Source organism: Pseudomonas nunensis (genome assembly GCF_024296925.1).
Lineage (GTDB): Bacteria > Pseudomonadota > Gammaproteobacteria > Pseudomonadales > Pseudomonadaceae > Aquipseudomonas > Aquipseudomonas nunensis.
In genome coordinates this window covers 5,365,940-5,383,622 of sequence record NZ_CP101125.1, presented here as the reverse complement: position 1 = coordinate 5,383,622, position 17,683 = coordinate 5,365,940, and the positions used below count along the sequence as shown (strand labels likewise).

11 protein-coding genes and 3 rRNA genes are annotated in these 17,683 nt (G+C 56.7%); 6 read left to right on the top strand and 8 right to left on the bottom strand.

Annotation, left to right across the window (positions count from 1 at the left end; genetic code table 11):
- Positions 1-17: 17 nt before the first annotated feature.
- Positions 18-368 (bottom strand): MerR family transcriptional regulator, encoded by a 351-nt coding sequence (locus tag NK667_RS23715; RefSeq protein WP_054043966.1) that lies wholly within the window; start codon positions 366-368, stop codon positions 18-20.
- Positions 369-450: 82 nt separating this feature from the next.
- On the opposite strand from NK667_RS23715, the gene NK667_RS23710 reads away from it, so the two are divergent.
- The gene (locus tag NK667_RS23710; RefSeq protein ID WP_054616315.1) at positions 451-882 is read left to right on the top strand and encodes a hypothetical protein; all 432 of its coding nucleotides are present in this window, start codon (positions 451-453) and stop codon (positions 880-882) included.
- Positions 883-930: 48 nt separating this feature from the next.
- Here NK667_RS23710 and NK667_RS23705 read toward each other — a convergent pair whose 3' ends face one another.
- The 7 genes from NK667_RS23705 to NK667_RS23675 form a co-directional block, all read right to left on the bottom strand.
- Positions 931-1,857 (bottom strand): ABC transporter permease, encoded by a 927-nt coding sequence (locus NK667_RS23705; RefSeq protein WP_054043964.1) that lies wholly within the window; start codon positions 1,855-1,857, stop codon positions 931-933.
- Positions 1,857-2,963, bottom strand: a complete 1,107-nt coding sequence (locus NK667_RS23700) for an ABC transporter permease (RefSeq protein WP_054616314.1) — start codon at positions 2,961-2,963, stop codon at positions 1,857-1,859. The genes NK667_RS23705 and NK667_RS23700 overlap by 1 nt, the downstream gene beginning before the upstream one ends.
- Positions 2,964-2,974: 11 nt before the next feature.
- Positions 2,975-4,552 (bottom strand): ABC transporter ATP-binding protein, encoded by a 1,578-nt coding sequence (locus NK667_RS23695; protein WP_054616313.1) that lies wholly within the window; start codon positions 4,550-4,552, stop codon positions 2,975-2,977.
- A 572-nt stretch (positions 4,553-5,124) separates the two neighbouring features.
- Entirely contained in the window at positions 5,125-5,706 is a 582-nt protein-coding gene (locus NK667_RS23690) for an IMPACT family protein (RefSeq protein WP_054616312.1), read from the bottom strand.
- Between the two features lie 7 nt (positions 5,707-5,713).
- A complete protein-coding gene (locus tag NK667_RS23685) occupies positions 5,714-6,364 on the bottom strand; it encodes a TetR/AcrR family transcriptional regulator (protein WP_054616311.1) in 651 nt (216 codons plus the stop codon).
- An 87-nt stretch (positions 6,365-6,451) separates the two neighbouring features.
- Positions 6,452-7,846, bottom strand: a complete 1,395-nt coding sequence (locus NK667_RS23680) for a uracil-xanthine permease family protein (RefSeq protein ID WP_054616310.1) — start codon at positions 7,844-7,846, stop codon at positions 6,452-6,454.
- Between the two features lie 123 nt (positions 7,847-7,969).
- Positions 7,970-8,890, bottom strand: coding sequence for a LysR family transcriptional regulator (locus tag NK667_RS23675; RefSeq protein WP_054043958.1), 921 nt, complete (start codon positions 8,888-8,890; stop codon positions 7,970-7,972).
- Positions 8,891-9,029: 139 nt separating this feature from the next.
- Here NK667_RS23675 and aptA point away from each other — a divergent pair, with 139 nt between their 5' ends.
- The 5 genes from aptA (at position 9,030) to rrf (ending at position 17,593) form a co-directional block, all read left to right on the top strand.
- On the top strand, positions 9,030-10,379 hold the full coding sequence (gene aptA / locus NK667_RS23670) for an omega-aminotransferase AptA (protein ID WP_054043957.1): 1,350 nt from the start codon (positions 9,030-9,032) through the stop codon (positions 10,377-10,379).
- A 137-nt stretch (positions 10,380-10,516) separates the two neighbouring features.
- The gene (locus NK667_RS23665) at positions 10,517-12,010 is read left to right on the top strand and encodes a CoA-acylating methylmalonate-semialdehyde dehydrogenase (protein ID WP_054616309.1); all 1,494 of its coding nucleotides are present in this window, start codon (positions 10,517-10,519) and stop codon (positions 12,008-12,010) included.
- Positions 12,011-12,577: 567 nt separating this feature from the next.
- A 16S ribosomal RNA gene (locus tag NK667_RS23660) occupies positions 12,578-14,116 on the top strand.
- 312 nt (positions 14,117-14,428) lie between these two features.
- A 23S ribosomal RNA gene (locus NK667_RS23655) occupies positions 14,429-17,320 on the top strand.
- A gap of 157 nt (positions 17,321-17,477) precedes the next feature.
- Positions 17,478-17,593, top strand: a 5S ribosomal RNA gene (gene rrf / locus NK667_RS23650).
- Together the 16S, 23S and 5S rRNA genes form the textbook arrangement of a ribosomal RNA operon.
- Positions 17,594-17,683: the final 90 nt, after the last annotated feature.

Genomic DNA, 17,683 nt, shown 5'->3' with positions numbered 1-17,683 from the left:
TCCTTGATAAATGAGAATCACGGATTTAATGGACAACGCTGACCGAGCCGTTGCTGCAACTCAGTGCGCAGCGCACCGAGTTCTTCCATTCGGGTTTCGATCAGCTTGAGTTTGTCTTGCAGCAACTGCGTGACGGCGCTGTCGGGATCGGGCGATTGCCACAACGCAGCAACGCTATTACCGATCTCGCCGAGGGTAAAGCCCAGTCGCTGAGCGGTCTTGATGTAGAGCACCAGTTGCACCATGTCCGCCGGATAATCGCGATAACCGTTGGCGCTGCGTTGCGCCGCGATCAACCCACGCTGCTCGTAGAAACGCAGCGTGTCGCGGCTGACGGCGCTGGCCTGGGCTAATTCACCGATGCGCATCTTGACGTCTCAAAGGGGCTTGACCCTGGAGCATACTCCAGGCTTTAGCCTTGTTGCTCCCTGAATTTATGGAGCAACGCCGATGTGGACTTCAACGCAATATCGCCGAGTGGTGCGCGGCAGCGCCTGGTATGACTTGATCGTGACGGCGGCGTTTGCCACGCCTTGGAGTTTTGCCGCTTTGCATGGATTGCTGTCGGGTTTGAGCCAGGCGTTGAACCTGCCCGGTGAGCTGCCGGCGTTTGAGCCGATGCATATGTTGATGGCGAATTTGTTGGGGTCGATTGTGTGTGTTTGGGCGGTGTTGCGGATTCGGGATCCGCTGCAGGTGTTTGGGCGGTATGACGCGGTTGGCAGGTTTCTGTTTGCTACCTGGCAGCTGTATGCCTTGCTCCATGGAGCCAGTTCATTGTTGGTGATTTTTTTGTTTTTTGAGTTGGTGTGGGGCGTGGTTCAGGTGTTGCCGGTTCGGGCCTCATCGCGAGCAAGCCTCGCTCCTACAGGTGCGGTGTAAACCTGTAGGAGCGAGGCTTGCCCGCGATGAGGCCGGCCCTGCAAACGGCTAATGCCCACCCTGCCAAGGCTGCCCCAACGAAACCGGCGCATACAATCGCGTGCGCAGCGCATCCCGGGACAGCAGCACCAACACCACAATGGTCGCGACATACGGCAGCATCGCCAGCAAACTCGATGGAATCGCCAGCCCCAACCCCTGCGCCACCAGGTGCAGGATGCTGGCGAGTCCAAACAGATACGCCCCAAGCAACAACCGCCAAACCCGCCAACTGGCAAACACCACCAGCGCCAGGGCAATCCAGCCACGCCCGGCGCTCATGTTCTCGGCCCACATCGGCGTATACGCCAAGGACAAATACGCGCCAGCCAACCCGGCCATCGCCCCGCCAAACAACACCGCCAAGGTGCGCACACCCAACACCGGCAAGCCCATGGCACTCGCGGCATCCGGGTTTTCCCCGACGGCTTGAATGATCAACCCGACGCGGCTTTTCAAAATCACCCACGCCACCAGCGCAAACAGCGCGAACGACAAATACACCAGCAGATCCTGAGCAAACAGCATCCGCCCGATCAGCGGAATCTTGCTCAAATACGGGATCGCTACCGGCTCAAAACCCGCCAGCGGTTTACCAACCCACGCCGCGCCAACAAAGGTCGACAGACCCACACCAAAGATCGTCAGCGCCAGCCCGGTGGCCACCTGATTGGCGTTGAACACCAGCGCCACCAAGGCAAACAACGATGACAACAGCATCCCGGCCAACATCGCCAGCAACACGCCGAGCCACAGGTTGCCGCTGTTCAGCGCGACGATAAAACCGATCACCGCGCCAAACAGCATCATGCCTTCCTGGCCCAGATTGAGGACGCCGCTTTTCTCGCAGATCAGTTCGCCCAGCGCCACCAGCAGCAACGGCGTACCGCAACGGACCATGGCGTAGAAAATGTTGCTCAGCAGATCGATATCCATCACAGCGCTCCTGCGGTTACGGCAGCGACCGGCGCACGACGCGCCCAGCGCACATTCAAACGCGGTCGGTAGAGAATCAGCACATCACTCGCCAGCAGGAAAAACAGCATCATCCCCTGGAACAATTGGGTGATCGCTTGCGGCAGGTTCATGCTCATCTGCGCGCTCTCGCCACCGATGTACAGCAGCGCCATCAACAGGCTGGAAAACAGAATGCCGATGGGATTCAGCCGCCCGAGAAACGCCACGGTGATCGCCGCATAGCCGTAACCTGGCGAGACTTGCGGCACCAATTGACCAATCGGCCCGGTGACTTCGCAGACTCCGGCCAACCCGGCCAAACCGCCGCTGATCAACAGCGCCAGCCAGATCAGGCGCTTCTCGCGAAAGCCGACAAAACCTGCCGCGCGCTTGTCCAGACCGAGCACTTTGATCTGGAAGCCGACAAAGCTTTTCTGCAGCAACACCCACACCGCGACCAGTGCGAGCAGGGCGAAATACACCCCGGCATGCACGCGACCGTCCTCCATCAACAACGGCAAGCGACTGGCATCACCGAACATCGCCGACTCCGGGAAATTGAACCCGGCCGGGTCTTTCAACGGCCCGTGCACACAGAACAGCAACAGATTGAGGGCGATGTAATTGAGCATGATGCTGGTGAGGATTTCGTTGGCGTTGAAGCGTGTACGCAACCACGCGGTGAGCCCGGCCCACGCGGCGCCGGCGAGGGTGCCAGTGAGCAGGATCAGCACCAGCGCCCAGCGACTTTGCATGTCGATGATATTCACGGCCAGTGCACTGCCGGCCAGGGCGCCGAGCAGCAGTTGACCTTCGGCGCCGATGTTCCAGATTCGTGCCTGATACGCCACCGCCAGGCCCAACGCGCAGAGCAGAATCGGCAGGGCTTTGACCAGCAATTCCGAGACGCCATACAAGTCGCTGATCGGTGCGATCAGCAACGTGTGCAACGTCAGCAACGGATCGTGCCCCAGCGCGATAAACAACAACGAGCCACTGCCCAAAGTCAGTGCCGCCGCCAGCAACGGCGAGCACCACAACATCAGGCGCGATTGCTGGCCACGGGGTTCGAGAGAAAGCAGCATGTGAAACTCCGTTAAACCGTTGCAGAGACAGGTGATTGAGGCACGTCGAACTGGCCGGCCATCCAGCCGCCGACGTCGGTCAGCCGGGTATCGGTAGTTGCCCGCAGCGGTGACAGTCGACCGCTGCACAAGGCGCCGAGGCGGTCGCCAATCTGGAACAGTTCATCAAGGTCTTCGGAGATCACCAGGATCGCCGCGCCGGCATCGCGCAAGGCAATCAGCGCGCGGTGAATGGTTGCTGCCGCACCGACGTCCACGCCCCAGGTCGGGTGCGCGGCCACCAGCAATTTCGGCTGCTGGAGGATTTCCCGGCCGAGAATGAATTTCTGCAGGTTGCCGCCGGATAGGCTGCGGGCCGCCGTTTGGGTATCGGGCGTCTTCACGCCGAAACGGCGAATGATCTCTTCGGCCAGCGCTTCGACCTTGCCGCGCTGGATCAGCCCCTGGCTCACCAGCCCTTGTTGAAATGCAGTGAGCAGGGCGTTGTCGGCCAGGCTCAACTCGGGCACCGCACCATGACCCAAGCGTTCGGCGGGCACGAAAGCCATGCCAAGTTTGCGTCGGGCATCGGGGCGCAAATGGGCGACTGCCTGGCCGGCGAAACTGATGGTTTGCGCTGCGTTGCGGTTCAACCGTTCCTCGCCGCTAAGCAACGCCAGCAACTCATCCTGGCCGTTACCGGCAACTCCGGCGATCCCGACAATTTCACCGCTGCGCACTTCCAGATTGAGGTCTTTGAGCGAGCAACCGAACGGGTCCGGGTTGTGCCAGGACAATCCATTCACGCTCAAAAATGCCTCGCCACCGATGACCTTCGGGTAGTCGGTGATCAGCTCGGCCGCTTCGCCGACCATCAACCGCGCCAGTTGCTGATCCGAGCACTCAGCCGGCACGCAATGCCCGGCTACCCGCCCGCCGCGCAGCACCGTGGCGCTGTGGCACAGCGCCCGTACTTCGCCGAGTTTGTGGCTGATAAACAGAATGCTGCAGCCTTCGGCGGCCAGTCGGCGCAGGGTGACGAACAATTCGTCGGCTTCTTGCGGCGTCAGCACCGAGGTCGGTTCATCGAGAATCAGCAGGCGGATGTCCTGCATCAGGCAGCGAATGATTTCCACGCGTTGGCGTTCGCCGATCGACAGGCTGTGGACAAGTCGTTCTGGCTCCAGCGCCATGCCGTAGCGCTGGGACACTTCACGAATTTTCGGTTCAAGCTGTTTCGGCGTCCCGGCCGCTGCACCCATGGCCAACGCAATGTTCTGCGCCACGCTCAAGGTTTCGAACAACGAAAAGTGCTGGAACACCATGCCGATCCCAAGCCCCCGCGCCTGGGCCGGATTGCGCATGCTTACCCTTTGCCCTTGCCAGATCACTTCCCCGGAATCGGCGTGGATGACGCCGTAGATGATCTTCATCAGCGTGCTTTTGCCCGCACCGTTTTCACCGAGCAAGGCATGGATTTCACCGGGGGCGATGCTCAGGTCGATGGCATCGTTGGCCAGGCAACCGGGGTAGCGTTTACTGATGTTGCGCAGTTGCAGGCGTGGGGTTTGATTCGGGATCGGATCGGGGATCGGCACGGGGTTAGGCATGACTGGCTCGGGTCGATTGGAGTTATGCCTGTGGACAAAGCAATTTTCTGGCCATTGAGTCAGGAATTACGTAAAGCCATGCCGTTCAGCACGTTACAGACGCGCGTCGAACTGTTTCGCGCCTGAACCAAGCACCACTTGAGGGCAAGGTCTTTGATTCAAGCTCCGGTTTTGCTCGCAATAATTTGATCAAAAAACGAGCAGTCGGCTGCAAGCTATGCCAGATATGGGGCTGCGCCAGCCATGAACGGGTTATCCACAGGTTGCTCCACAGTATTTGTGCGCAAGCCCAACGCTCGGGCATAAGCACTGCATCGCTATCTTCTAAAGGTGATAAACCGAGCTAACTGATTGTTTTTTCGTGGATTTAGCTTTTTTGATAGCACTTTGGACGAAAAATGAACAAAGCCCGCAAAGCCGCATGACAGAAGGGTTACAGCAGGATGTGCTCAGGTTATCCACAGGCGGGTGCACAGCAGATGTGGGCAAGTGTCGGGTGCATTGGAAATGATGAATGCCCCAAAAGATCGCAGCCTTTGGTAGCTCCGACAGGGCTGCGATCTTTTGATCTTTTAGCGCTGCAACAAAATCCGCCCGCGACTCAAATCCGCGAGCTGCAATTGCAGGGTTTCAATCTGCGCTTCGCCAATTGCCAATTTCAGATCCACGCCGTTGCCGGTGAAAGATTCTTCCAGCACCAAGCCGCCGAGTTCCGCCACCCGCAACTTCACCAACACCAACTCGCCAAACCCGCAGGCACAACTCACTGGCACCCGGCTGATCAACTCGACCTTGGGCGCACCTTGCAGGCACTTGTTCGCGCCGCCGCCATAGGCGCGGGCCAGGCCGCCGGTGCCCAGTTGAATGCCGCCGTACCAGCGAATCACCAGCACCGCGACCTGATCGCAATCCTGCGCTTCAATCGCTGCCAGAATCGGCCGGCCAGCGGTGCCACCGGGTTCGCCGTCGTCGTTGCTGCGGTACTGGTCGCCAAGCTTCCAGGCCCAGCAATTGTGTGTAGCGTTCAAGTCGCTGTGTTGCTCGATGAACGCCTGGGCTTCGGCCGGGCTGCCGATCGGCCCGGCGAGCGTAATGAAGCGGCTTTTGCGAATCTCTTCGCGGTATTCGCAAAAACCGCTGAGGGTAAAAGGCATAGGGGACTTAGATAGCAGGTGTCAGGCCGCAGCCCTTGAGGATGATGCGGATCAGGTTATCACCGGCGTCTTCCATGTCTTGTTTCGTCAACTTGGTGCGGCCGCTGACCCGGCAGATCTGGGTGGCGAAGTCGGCGTAATGCTGAGTGCTGCCCCACAACAGGAAAATCAGGTTCACCGGGTCGACCGGGTCCATCTTGCCAGCGTCGATCCAGGCCTGGAACACGGCGGCGCGACCCTGGAACCAAGTGCGGTAATCCTGGTTGAAATACTCGGTCAAACACTCGCCGCCACTGATGACTTCCATGGCGAAAATCCGCGAGGCTTGCGGCTGGCGCCGGGAGAACTCCATCTTGGCGCGGATATAGCGAGTCAGCGCCTCGGCCGGATCATCTTCAGCCGTCAGGGTGTTGAACGTGCTGTCCCACAATTCGATGATGTTGCTCAACACCGCCACGTACAACCCAAGCTTGTTGGTGAAGTAGTAATGCAGGTTCGCCTTGGGCAACCCGGCATTCACGGCGATGGTGTTCATGCTGGTGCCTTTGAACCCGTGTCGGGCGAATTCATCTTCGGCGGCTTTGAGGATCGTCTCTTCGTTCTTTTGACGAATGCGGCTGGCAGGTTTGCCGCCGTGGGCGGGGACTTCAAAGGTCATAGGCACTTCCGAAATAGTCTGTGGGTGCAACCAGTGCGTTGATAGCGCACCCACAGGTTTCAGACAAGTCCTGAGGCAATAAAACCCTTATAGCTGCTCGATCGGCTCGCTTTTCAACGGGGTATTGGCGTCAAGCATTTGGGTTTTCGACTCGGGCAACAGCAAGCACATCAGGATCGCGGTGATACCGCCGCTGGTGATTGCCGAGTCGAACAGGTTCTGCACCAGTTTTGGCAGCAAGTGCAAAAGGTTTGGCTGCGCGGCGATACCCAGGCCGACGCCGAATGACGTAGCGATGATCAACATGCTGCGCCGATCCAGTGGCGCCTGGGCAAGGATGCGCACACCGGCCGCCGCGACACTGCCGAACATCACCAGGGTCGCGCCGCCGAGCACCGGTTTGGGAATCTGCTGCAACACCGCGCCAATCAGCGGAAACATCCCGAGGCAAAACAGCACGGCGCCGATGTATAGGCCGACGTAACGGCTGGCGACGCCGGTCAACTGGATCACGCCGTTATTCTGCGCGAACGTGGTGTTGGGGAATGCACTGAAGGTCGCGGCGATCAGGCAACTGAAACCATCACCGAGTACGCCGCCCTTGAGTCGATTGATGTACGACGGTCCGCTGATAGGCTGGCGTGCGAGCATGCAGTTGGCCGTGAGGTCGCCGACGGTTTCGATGGTGCTGATCAGATAAATCAACGCGACCGGTAGGAAAGCGCTCCAGTCGAAGCTGAAACCGAAGCGAAACGGGATCGGAAGACTGACCAGGGGCAAGTCAGGCAATGGCTGTGGGACCAGTTTTCCGCTGAACCATGCCGCGAGGCTGCCGAGCACCAAGCCGATGATGATGGCTGAGAGGCGAATCCATGGAGTGTTCGAGCGATTGAGCAGGACGATCGTCAACAGCACGAACACGCCTAGCGCCAGATTCCCCGGGGCGCCGAAATCCGCCGCGTTGAAACCACCACCGAGGTCAGTGATGCCCACTTTGATCAGGCTGATGCCGATCAACGTGATGACAATCCCGGTCACCAACGGTGTGATTACCCGGCGCAACTGGCCGATGAAACGGCTGAGGACGATCTGCACCACGGCGCCGAAAAAGCACACGCCGAAGATCATCGCCAGAATGTCTTCCGGGCTACCGCCGCGTTGCTTGACCAGAAAACCAGCTGACAGCACCGCGCCCAAAAACGCAAAACTGGTGCCTTGCAGGCAAATCATCCCTGCACCAATGCCGAATGGCCGACGCGCCTGGATGAAGGTTCCTACGCCGGAGACCATCAGCGCCATGCTGATCAGGTAGGGCAAATACGTGGTCAATCCGAGGGCCGAACCGATCACCAGCGGCGGGGTGATGATGCCAACGAAACTGGCGAGCACGTGTTGCAGGGCGGCGAGGATCGCGGCGAGGGGTTTTGGACGATCGTTGAGGCCGTAGATCAGATCGCTTTGGGGTGAGGATTCTGGCTGCATGGGCGTAGGAACTCATTGCTGACGGATCAAGGTTCCCGGGGTGTTGCAAAAAGCTGTCCAAGTGCTCAGGTTATTGTTTTGTTTGCGCGGCACGGCCCAGTCTGGCCGGGCTTCTGCGTTTTTTCAGCGTGTCGCCGCCAGGCTCTCCAGAAAGCTTTCCAGCACCAAATGGGGGCGACGACCCTTGCGCGTGACCGAAGCGAGGCTCAAGTCATAAAACCGCACGGTGGGTTTGAGGGCACGCAGTCGGCCTTGCTGCACCCAGAGGCTGGCGTAATGGTCCGGCAGGTAACCGATGTAGCGTCCGGTCAGGATCAGGAACGCCATGCCTTCGCGGTCGGAGGCGCTGGCTGTGCAGTTGAGGGCCTGGTAATGCGCTTGGATCTCGGCGGGCAGGCGAAAGGTCGGGGCGATGGCGTCCTGGCTGTTCAGGCGTTCATCGTCGAGTTGCTTGTCATCGACGTAAAACAACGGATGGCCCACCGCGCAATACAGCAGGGAGCGTTCGCTGTAGAGCGGTTGATATTCCAGTCCGGACAATGCGCTGGCCTGCGGCACCACGCCGACGTGCAAGCGACCATCAAGCACCCCTTGTTCGACTTCATTGGGCGCGATCATGCGGATCTGGATCTGCACGTCCGGCCCGCGTTCCTTCAATTGCGCCAGCGCATGGGTAATGCGCATGTGGGGCAGGGTGACCAGGTTGTCGGTCAGGCCGATGGTCAGCTCGCCGCGCAAGTGTTGGTGCAGGCCGTTGACCTCGGTGCGGAAACTTTCCAGCGCACTTAATAGCTGCAGCGCGGAGTGGTAAACCTCGCGGCCCTCTTCGGTCAGGGAAAAACCGGCGCGACCCCGTTGGCACAGGCGCAGGCCGAGACGTTGTTCCAGGTCGCTCATTTGCTGGCTGATGGCCGAACGGCCGATGCCCAATACCGATTCCGCTGCGGAGAAGCCGCCGCACTCCACCACGCTCCGAAAGATCCGTAACAGGCGAATATCAAAGTCGCTGACTTGTGCCAGCGGATCGGGGCGGCGAGTGCTCATACTTTGAATACCAAAAGTTTAGTGAGGGTATGACTGAAGGTTACAAGAGTTGGATTTCACCAACTTTATCCCCGTGGCAATTTAGCTGCAAGAACGCTTTTGATCTCTACGCCGCTTATTGCCCTGCGAGGTTTTAATCATGAACTTGCCCGAAAACGCCCCGTCTTCCCTGGCCAGCCAGCTCAAGCTCGATGCGCACTGGATGCCCTACACCGCCAACCGAAATTTCCAGCGCGATCCGCGACTGATCGTTGCCGCCGAAGGCAGTTGGCTGACAGACGACAAGGGCCGCAAGGTCTACGATTCGCTTTCGGGTCTGTGGACCTGTGGCGCCGGGCACACGCGCAAGGAAATCCAGGAAGCGGTCGCCAAGCAACTGGGCACCCTCGATTACTCGCCAGGCTTCCAGTACGGCCATCCGTTGTCATTCCAGTTGGCTGAGAAAATCACCGACCTGACCCCGGGCAATCTGAATCACGTGTTCTTCACCGACTCGGGTTCCGAGTGTGCGGACACCGCAGTGAAAATGGTCCGTGCTTACTGGCGCCTGAAAGGCCAGGCGACCAAGACCAAGATGATCGGCCGTGCCCGTGGTTATCACGGTGTAAACATCGCCGGCACCAGCCTTGGCGGTGTGAACGGCAACCGCAAAATGTTCGGTCAGGCGATGATGGACGTCGATCACCTGCCGCACACTTTGCTGGCTAGCAACGCTTACTCCCGTGGCATGCCGAAAGAGGGCGGGATCGCCCTGGCGGATGAACTGCTCAAGCTGATCGAATTGCACGATGCTTCGAACATCGCTGCCGTCTTCGTAGAACCAATGGCCGGTTCCGCTGGCGTGCTGGTTCCGCCTGAGGGTTACCTCAAGCGTCTGCGCGAAATCTGCGATCAGCACAACATCCTGCTGGTGTTCGACGAAGTGATCACCGGTTTCGGCCGTACTGGTTCGATGTTCGGCGCCGACAGCTTCGGCGTGACTCCGGACCTGATGTGCATCGCCAAGCAAGTCACCAACGGCGCGATCCCGATGGGCGCGGTGATTGCCAGCTCTGAGATCTATCACACGTTCATGAACCAGGCGACGCCTGAGTACGCGGTGGAATTTCCTCACGGCTATACCTATTCCGCGCACCCGGTGGCCTGTGCTGCTGGCCTGGCCGCACTCGACCTGCTGCAAAAGGAAAACCTGGTGCAGAGCGTGGCTGAAGTCGCGCCGCATTTTGAGAATGCGCTGCACGGTCTGAAAGGCTCGAAGAACATCATCGACATCCGCAACTACGGCTTGGCCGGTGCAATCCAGATTGCCCCGCGTGACGGCGACGCGATTGTGCGTCCGTTCGAAGCCGGCATGGCGTTGTGGAAAGCCGGGTTCTACGTGCGCTTCGGCGGCGACACCCTGCAGTTCGGCCCAACCTTCAACAGCAAGCCGCAAGACCTCGATCGTCTGTTCGATGCGGTCGGCGAAGTGCTGAACAAGATCGACTGATTCGACATGACCTGTAGGAGCATGGCTTGCCTGCGATGGGGTCCTTTAGGCCGCCTTCGCGAGCAAGCTCTGCTCCTACAAAAGCTAAGCGGGCGCCCCTTGATGGGCGCCGGTGCACAAAATTTCAGGAGTACCGCATGAGCCTCATCCCGCATTTGATCAATGGCGAACTGGTGACCGAAGACGGTCGCACGGCTGACGTGTTCAATCCGTCGACCGGCCAAGCCATCCATAAGCTGCCATTGGCCAGCCGCGAAACCATTCAGAAAGCTATCGACTCGGCCAAGGCTGCCTTCCCGGCCTGGCGCAACACGCCACCGGCCAAACGTGCGCAGGTGATGTTCCGCTTCAAGCAATTGCTGGAGCAGAACGAAGCACGCATCGCGCAGTTGATCAGCGAAGAGCACGGCAAGACGCTGGAAGATGCGGCGGGTGAGTTGAAGCGCGGTATCGAAAACGTCGAGTTTGCGTGCGCTGCGCCGGAAATTCTCAAGGGCGAGTACAGCCGCAACGTCGGGCCGAACATTGATGCATGGTCAGACTTCCAGCCGTTGGGTGTGGTCGCCGGTATTACACCGTTCAACTTCCCGGCGATGGTGCCGTTGTGGATGTACCCACTGGCGATCGTCTGCGGCAACTGCTTCATTCTCAAGCCGTCCGAGCGTGACCCGAGTTCTACGCTGCTGATCGCTCAGTTGTTGATCGAGGCCGGTCTGCCTAAAGGCGTGCTGAGTGTGGTGCACGGCGACAAGGCTGCGGTGGATGCATTGATTGAAGCGCCGGAAGTCAAAGCGCTGAGCTTTGTCGGTTCGACGCCGATTGCCGAATACATCTACGCCGAAGGCACCAAGCGCGGTAAACGCGTCCAGGCACTGGGCGGCGCGAAGAACCATGCGGTGCTGATGCCGGATGCGGATCTGGATAACGCGGTCAGTGCACTGATGGGCGCGGCGTATGGTTCTTGCGGCGAGCGTTGCATGGCGATCTCCGTGGCCGTGTGCGTCGGTGACCAGGTGGCGGATGCGTTGGTGGCCAAGTTGGTGCCGCAAATCAAGGCACTGAAAATCGGTGCCGGGACTTCGTGTGGCCTGGACATGGGGCCGCTGGTTTCCGGTCAGGCTCGCGATAAAGTCAGTGGCTATATAGAAGACGGTGTTTCTTCTGGTGCGACCCTGGTGGTGGATGGCCGTGGTTTGAGCGTTGCAGGGCACGAAGAGGGCTTCTTCCTGGGTGGCTGCCTGTTCGATAACGTCACGGCTGAGATGCGCATCTATAAAGAAGAGATCTTCGGGCCAGTGCTGTGCGTTGTTCGCGTCAACAGCCTGGAAGAGGCGATGCAACTGATCAACGATCACGAGTATGGCAACGGTACCTGCATCTTCACCCGTGACGGGGAAGCGGCGCGGTTGTTCTGCGATGAGATTGAAGTGGGCATGGTTGGCGTTAACGTACCGTTGCCGGTGCCGGTGGCGTATCACAGCTTTGGTGGCTGGAAGCGCTCGCTGTTTGGCGACTTGCATGCATATGGTCCGGACGGCGTGCGTTTCTACACTCGTCGCAAGGCCATCACTCAGCGCTGGCCGCAGCGGGCGAGTCATGAAGCTTCGCAGTTCGCGTTCCCTAGCTTGTAAGTAGAAGGGAAGAAGGCCGGCTCCATGGAGCCGGCCTTCGCGTTTTCGGGGTTTTTTGACCTATATGACAGAATTGTTAAATCAGGGGTTGACGGCAGATTCTGGAAGTCTATAATTCGCCCCACTTCCGGCGCAGTTGAAACGGAAAACTCCTTGGTAAACAAAGAGTTACGCAGGTTTCGGCGGTAAGTTGCTTCAGTTCATCGAAGCGCGAAAGGAGTTGAAAAAGAGGTGTTGACAGCAGCGAGTAACGCTGTAGAATTCGCCTCCCGCTAACGAGAGATCGAAAGCGCAAGTGGTTGAAGTTACAAAGGAAACTTTGAAAACTTCTTAAAATAACCGCTTGACAGTAACTGGCGCTGCTGTAGAATGCGCGCCTCGGTTGAGACGAAAGAATCAACCCACCGCTCTTTAACAACTGAATCAAGCAATTCGTGTGGGTGCTTGTGGAGTCAGACTGATAGTCAACAAGATTATCAGCATCACAAGTTACTCCGCGAGAAATCAAAGATGTAACCAACGATTGCTGAGCCAAGTTTAGGGTTTCTTAAAAACCCAAAGATGTTTGAACTGAAGAGTTTGATCATGGCTCAGATTGAACGCTGGCGGCAGGCCTAACACATGCAAGTCGAGCGGCAGCACGGGTACTTGTACCTGGTGGCGAGCGGCGGACGGGTGAGTAATGCCTAGGAATCTGCCTGGTAGTGGGGGATAACGCTCGGAAACGGACGCTAATACCGCATACGTCCTACGGGAGAAAGCAGGGGACCTTCGGGCCTTGCGCTATCAGATGAGCCTAGGTCGGATTAGCTAGTTGGTGAGGTAATGGCTCACCAAGGCGACGATCCGTAACTGGTCTGAGAGGATGATCAGTCACACTGGAACTGAGACACGGTCCAGACTCCTACGGGAGGCAGCAGTGGGGAATATTGGACAATGGGCGAAAGCCTGATCCAGCCATGCCGCGTGTGTGAAGAAGGTCTTCGGATTGTAAAGCACTTTAAGTTGGGAGGAAGGGCATTTACCTAATACGTAAGTGTTTTGACGTTACCGACAGAATAAGCACCGGCTAACTCTGTGCCAGCAGCCGCGGTAATACAGAGGGTGCAAGCGTTAATCGGAATTACTGGGCGTAAAGCGCGCGTAGGTGGTTTGTTAAGTTGGATGTGAAATCCCCGGGCTCAACCTGGGAACTGCATTCAAAACTGACAAGCTAGAGTATGGTAGAGGGTGGTGGAATTTCCTGTGTAGCGGTGAAATGCGTAGATATAGGAAGGAACACCAGTGGCGAAGGCGACCACCTGGACTGATACTGACACTGAGGTGCGAAAGCGTGGGGAGCAAACAGGATTAGATACCCTGGTAGTCCACGCCGTAAACGATGTCAACTAGCCGTTGGGAGCCTTGAGCTCTTAGTGGCGCAGCTAACGCATTAAGTTGACCGCCTGGGGAGTACGGCCGCAAGGTTAAAACTCAAATGAATTGACGGGGGCCCGCACAAGCGGTGGAGCATGTGGTTTAATTCGAAGCAACGCGAAGAACCTTACCAGGCCTTGACATCCAATGAACTTTCCAGAGATGGATTGGTGCCTTCGGGAACATTGAGACAGGTGCTGCATGGCTGTCGTCAGCTCGTGTCGTGAGATGTTGGGTTAAGTCCCGTAACGAGCGCAACCCTTGTCCTTAGTTACCAGCACGTTATGGTGGGCACTCTAAGGAGACTGCCGGTGACAAACCGGAGGAAGGTGGGGATGACGTCAAGTCATCATGGCCCTTACGGCCTGGGCTACACACGTGCTACAATGGTCGGTACAGAGGGTTGCCAAGCCGCGAGGTGGAGCTAATCCCAGAAAACCGATCGTAGTCCGGATCGCAGTCTGCAACTCGACTGCGTGAAGTCGGAATCGCTAGTAATCGCGAATCAGAATGTCGCGGTGAATACGTTCCCGGGCCTTGTACACACCGCCCGTCACACCATGGGAGTGGGTTGCACCAGAAGTAGCTAGTCTAACCTTCGGGAGGACGGTTACCACGGTGTGATTCATGACTGGGGTGAAGTCGTAACAAGGTAGCCGTAGGGGAACCTGCGGCTGGATCACCTCCTTAATCGACGACATCAGCTGCTCCATGAGCTCCCACACGAATTGCTTGATTCATTGAAGAAGACGAGAGCCAGCCTTTAAGGTGGCTTATTTCGTTAGAGTTTAGAAATGAGTATTCCGATGTGAATATTGATTTCTAGTCTTTGATTAGATCGTTCTTTAAAAATTTGGGTATGTGATAGAAAGATAGACTGAACGTTACTTTCACTGGTAACGGATCAGGCTAAGGTAAAATTTGTGAGTTCTCTTAATTGAGGAATTCGAATTTTCGGCGAATGTCGTCTTCACAGTATAACCAGATTGCTTGGGGTTATATGGTCAAGTGAAGAAGCGCATACGGTGGATGCCTTGGCAGTCAGAGGCGATGAAAGACGTGGTAGCCTGCGAAAAGCTTCGGGGAGTCGGCAAACAGACTTTGATCCGGAGATGTCTGAATGGGGGAACCCACCTAACATAAGTTAGGTATCTTAAGCTGAATACATAGGCTTAAGAAGCGAACCAGGGGAACTGAAACATCTAAGTACCCTGAGGAAAAGAAATCAACCGAGATTCCCTTAGTAGTGGCGAGCGAACGGGGACTAGCCCTTAAGTGGCTTTGAGATTAGCGGAACGCTCTGGAAAGTGCGGCCATAGTGGGTGATAGCCCTGTACGCGAAAATCTCTTAGTCATGAAATCGAGTAGGACGGAGCACGAGAAACTTTGTCTGAATATGGGGGGACCATCCTCCAAGGCTAAATACTACTGACTGACCGATAGTGAACTAGTACCGTGAGGGAAAGGCGAAAAGAACCCCGGAGAGGGGAGTGAAATAGATCCTGAAACCGTATGCGTACAAGCAGTGGGAGCCCACTTTGTTGGGTGACTGCGTACCTTTTGTATAATGGGTCAGCGACTTATTTTCAGTGGCGAGCTTAACCGAATAGGGGAGGCGTAGCGAAAGCGAGTCTTAATAGGGCGTCTAGTCGCTGGGAATAGACCCGAAACCGGGCGATCTATCCATGGGCAGGTTGAAGGTTGGGTAACACTAACTGGAGGACCGAACCGACTACCGTTGAAAAGTTAGCGGATGACCTGTGGATCGGAGTGAAAGGCTAATCAAGCTCGGAGATAGCTGGTTCTCCTCGAAAGCTATTTAGGTAGCGCCTCATGTATCACTGTAGGGGGTAGAGCACTGTTTCGGCTAGGGGGTCATCCCGACTTACCAAACCGATGCAAACTCCGAATACCTACAAGTGCCGAGCATGGGAGACACACGGCGGGTGCTAACGTCCGTCGTGAAAAGGGAAACAACCCAGACCGTCAGCTAAGGTCCCAAAGTTATGGTTAAGTGGGAAACGATGTGGGAAGGCTTAGACAGCTAGGAGGTTGGCTTAGAAGCAGCCACCCTTTAAAGAAAGCGTAATAGCTCACTAGTCGAGTCGGCCTGCGCGGAAGATGTAACGGGGCTCAAACCATACACCGAAGCTACGGGTATCACTTAGGTGATGCGGTAGAGGAGCGTTCTGTAAGCCTGTGAAGGTGAGTTGAGAAGCTTGCTGGAGGTATCAGAAGTGCGAATGCTGACATGAGTAACGACAATGGGTGTGAAAAACACCCACGCCGAAAGACCAAGGTTTCCTGCGCAACGTTAATCGACGCAGGGTTAGTCGGTCCCTAAGGCGAGGCTGAAAAGCGTAGTCGATGGAAAACAGGTTAATATTCCTGTACTTCTGGTTATTGCGATGGAGGGACGGAGAAGGCTAGGCCAGCTTGGCGTTGGTTGTCCAAGTTTAAGGTGGTAGGCTGGAATCTTAGGTAAATCCGGGATTCTAAGGCCGAGAGCTGATGACGAGTGTACTTTTAGTACACGAAGTGGTTGATGCCATGCTTCCAAGAAAAGCTTCTAAGCTTCAGGTAACCAGGAACCGTACCCCAAACCGACACAGGTGGTTGGGTAGAGAATACCAAGGCGCTTGAGAGAACTCGGGTGAAGGAACTAGGCAAAATGGCACCGTAACTTCGGGAGAAGGTGCGCCGGTGAGGGTGAAGCATTTACTGCGTAAGCCCATGCCGGTCGAAGATACCAGGCCGCTGCGACTGTTTATTAAAAACACAGCACTCTGCAAACACGAAAGTGGACGTATAGGGTGTGACGCCTGCCCGGTGCCGGAAGGTTAATTGATGGGGTTAGCTAATGCGAAGCTCTTGATCGAAGCCCCGGTAAACGGCGGCCGTAACTATAACGGTCCTAAGGTAGCGAAATTCCTTGTCGGGTAAGTTCCGACCTGCACGAATGGCGTAACGATGGCGGCGCTGTCTCCACCCGAGACTCAGTGAAATTGAAATCGCTGTGAAGATGCAGTGTATCCGCGGCTAGACGGAAAGACCCCGTGAACCTTTACTATAGCTTTGCACTGGACTTTGAATTTGCTTGTGTAGGATAGGTGGGAGGCTTTGAAGCGTGGACGCCAGTTCGCGTGGAGCCAACCTTGAAATACCACCCTGGCAACTTTGAGGTTCTAACTCAGGTCCGTTATCCGGATCGAGGACAGTGTATGGTGGGTAGTTTGACTGGGGCGGTCTCCTCCTAAAGAGTAACGGAGGAGTACGAAGGTGCGCTCAGACCGGTCGGAAATCGGTCGTAGAGTATAAAGGCAAAAGCGCGCTTGACTGCGAGACAGACACGTCGAGCAGGTACGAAAGTAGGTCTTAGTGATCCGGTGGTTCTGTATGGAAGGGCCATCGCTCAACGGATAAAAGGTACTCCGGGGATAACAGGCTGATACCGCCCAAGAGTTCATATCGACGGCGGTGTTTGGCACCTCGATGTCGGCTCATCACATCCTGGGGCTGAAGCCGGTCCCAAGGGTATGGCTGTTCGCCATTTAAAGTGGTACGCGAGCTGGGTTTAGAACGTCGTGAGACAGTTCGGTCCCTATCTGCCGTGGACGTTTGAGATTTGAGAGGGGCTGCTCCTAGTACGAGAGGACCGGAGTGGACGAACCTCTGGTGTTCCGGTTGTCACGCCAGTGGCATTGCCGGGTAGCTATGTTCGGAATAGATAACCGCTGAAAGCATCTAAGCGGGAAACTAGCCTCAAGATGAGATCTCACTGGGACCTTGAGTCCCCTGAAGGGCCGTCGAAGACTACGACGTTGATAGGTTGGGTGTGTAAGCGCTGTGAGGCGTTGAGCTAACCAATACTAATTGCCCGTGAGGCTTGACCATATAACACCCAAGCAATTTGCGTCGAAAGGCCAGATTGCGGTGTGTGAAGACGAAACGAACCGAAAGTTCGAAGCTGCTCACAAAACACCGAGATCTATCACATACCCATTCGCTGGAGCGTAAACCCGCAAGGGCAAACGAGCCGGCTCCCGAATTTCTTGACGACCATAGAGCATTGGAACCACCTGATCCCATCCCGAACTCAGCAGTGAAACGATGCATCGCCGATGGTAGTGTGGGGTTTCCCCATGTGAGAGTAGGTCATCGTCAAGATTAAATTCCGAAACCCCTATCTGCGTATGCAGGTAGGGGTTTTGTTTTTGTCCGCAGGAAAGTTCGTACAGCATCATCAGACGGCTCCTG

Excerpts from the sequence above, each read along its gene's own strand:
- NK667_RS23675 (WP_054043958.1), bottom strand. The coding sequence starts at position 8,890 with ATGAGCACTCGCCGCCCCGATCCGCTGGCACAAGTCAGCGACTTTGAT.
- NK667_RS23715 (WP_054043966.1), bottom strand. The coding sequence starts at position 368 with ATGCGCATCGGTGAATTAGCCCAGGCCAGCGCCGTCAGCCGCGACACG.
- NK667_RS23690 (WP_054616312.1), bottom strand. The coding sequence starts at position 5,706 with ATGCCTTTTACCCTCAGCGGTTTTTGCGAATACCGCGAAGAGATTCGC.
- NK667_RS23700 (WP_054616314.1), bottom strand. The coding sequence starts at position 2,963 with ATGCTGCTTTCTCTCGAACCCCGTGGCCAGCAATCGCGCCTGATGTTG.
- NK667_RS23680 (WP_054616310.1), bottom strand. The coding sequence starts at position 7,846 with ATGCAGCCAGAATCCTCACCCCAAAGCGATCTGATCTACGGCCTCAAC.
- aptA (WP_054043957.1), top strand. The coding sequence starts at position 9,030 with ATGAACTTGCCCGAAAACGCCCCGTCTTCCCTGGCCAGCCAGCTCAAG.
- NK667_RS23710 (WP_054616315.1), top strand. The coding sequence starts at position 451 with ATGTGGACTTCAACGCAATATCGCCGAGTGGTGCGCGGCAGCGCCTGG.
- NK667_RS23665 (WP_054616309.1), top strand. The coding sequence starts at position 10,517 with ATGAGCCTCATCCCGCATTTGATCAATGGCGAACTGGTGACCGAAGAC.
- NK667_RS23685 (WP_054616311.1), bottom strand. The coding sequence starts at position 6,364 with ATGACCTTTGAAGTCCCCGCCCACGGCGGCAAACCTGCCAGCCGCATT.
- NK667_RS23695 (WP_054616313.1), bottom strand. The coding sequence starts at position 4,552 with ATGCCTAACCCCGTGCCGATCCCCGATCCGATCCCGAATCAAACCCCA.
- NK667_RS23705 (WP_054043964.1), bottom strand. The coding sequence starts at position 1,857 with ATGGATATCGATCTGCTGAGCAACATTTTCTACGCCATGGTCCGTTGC.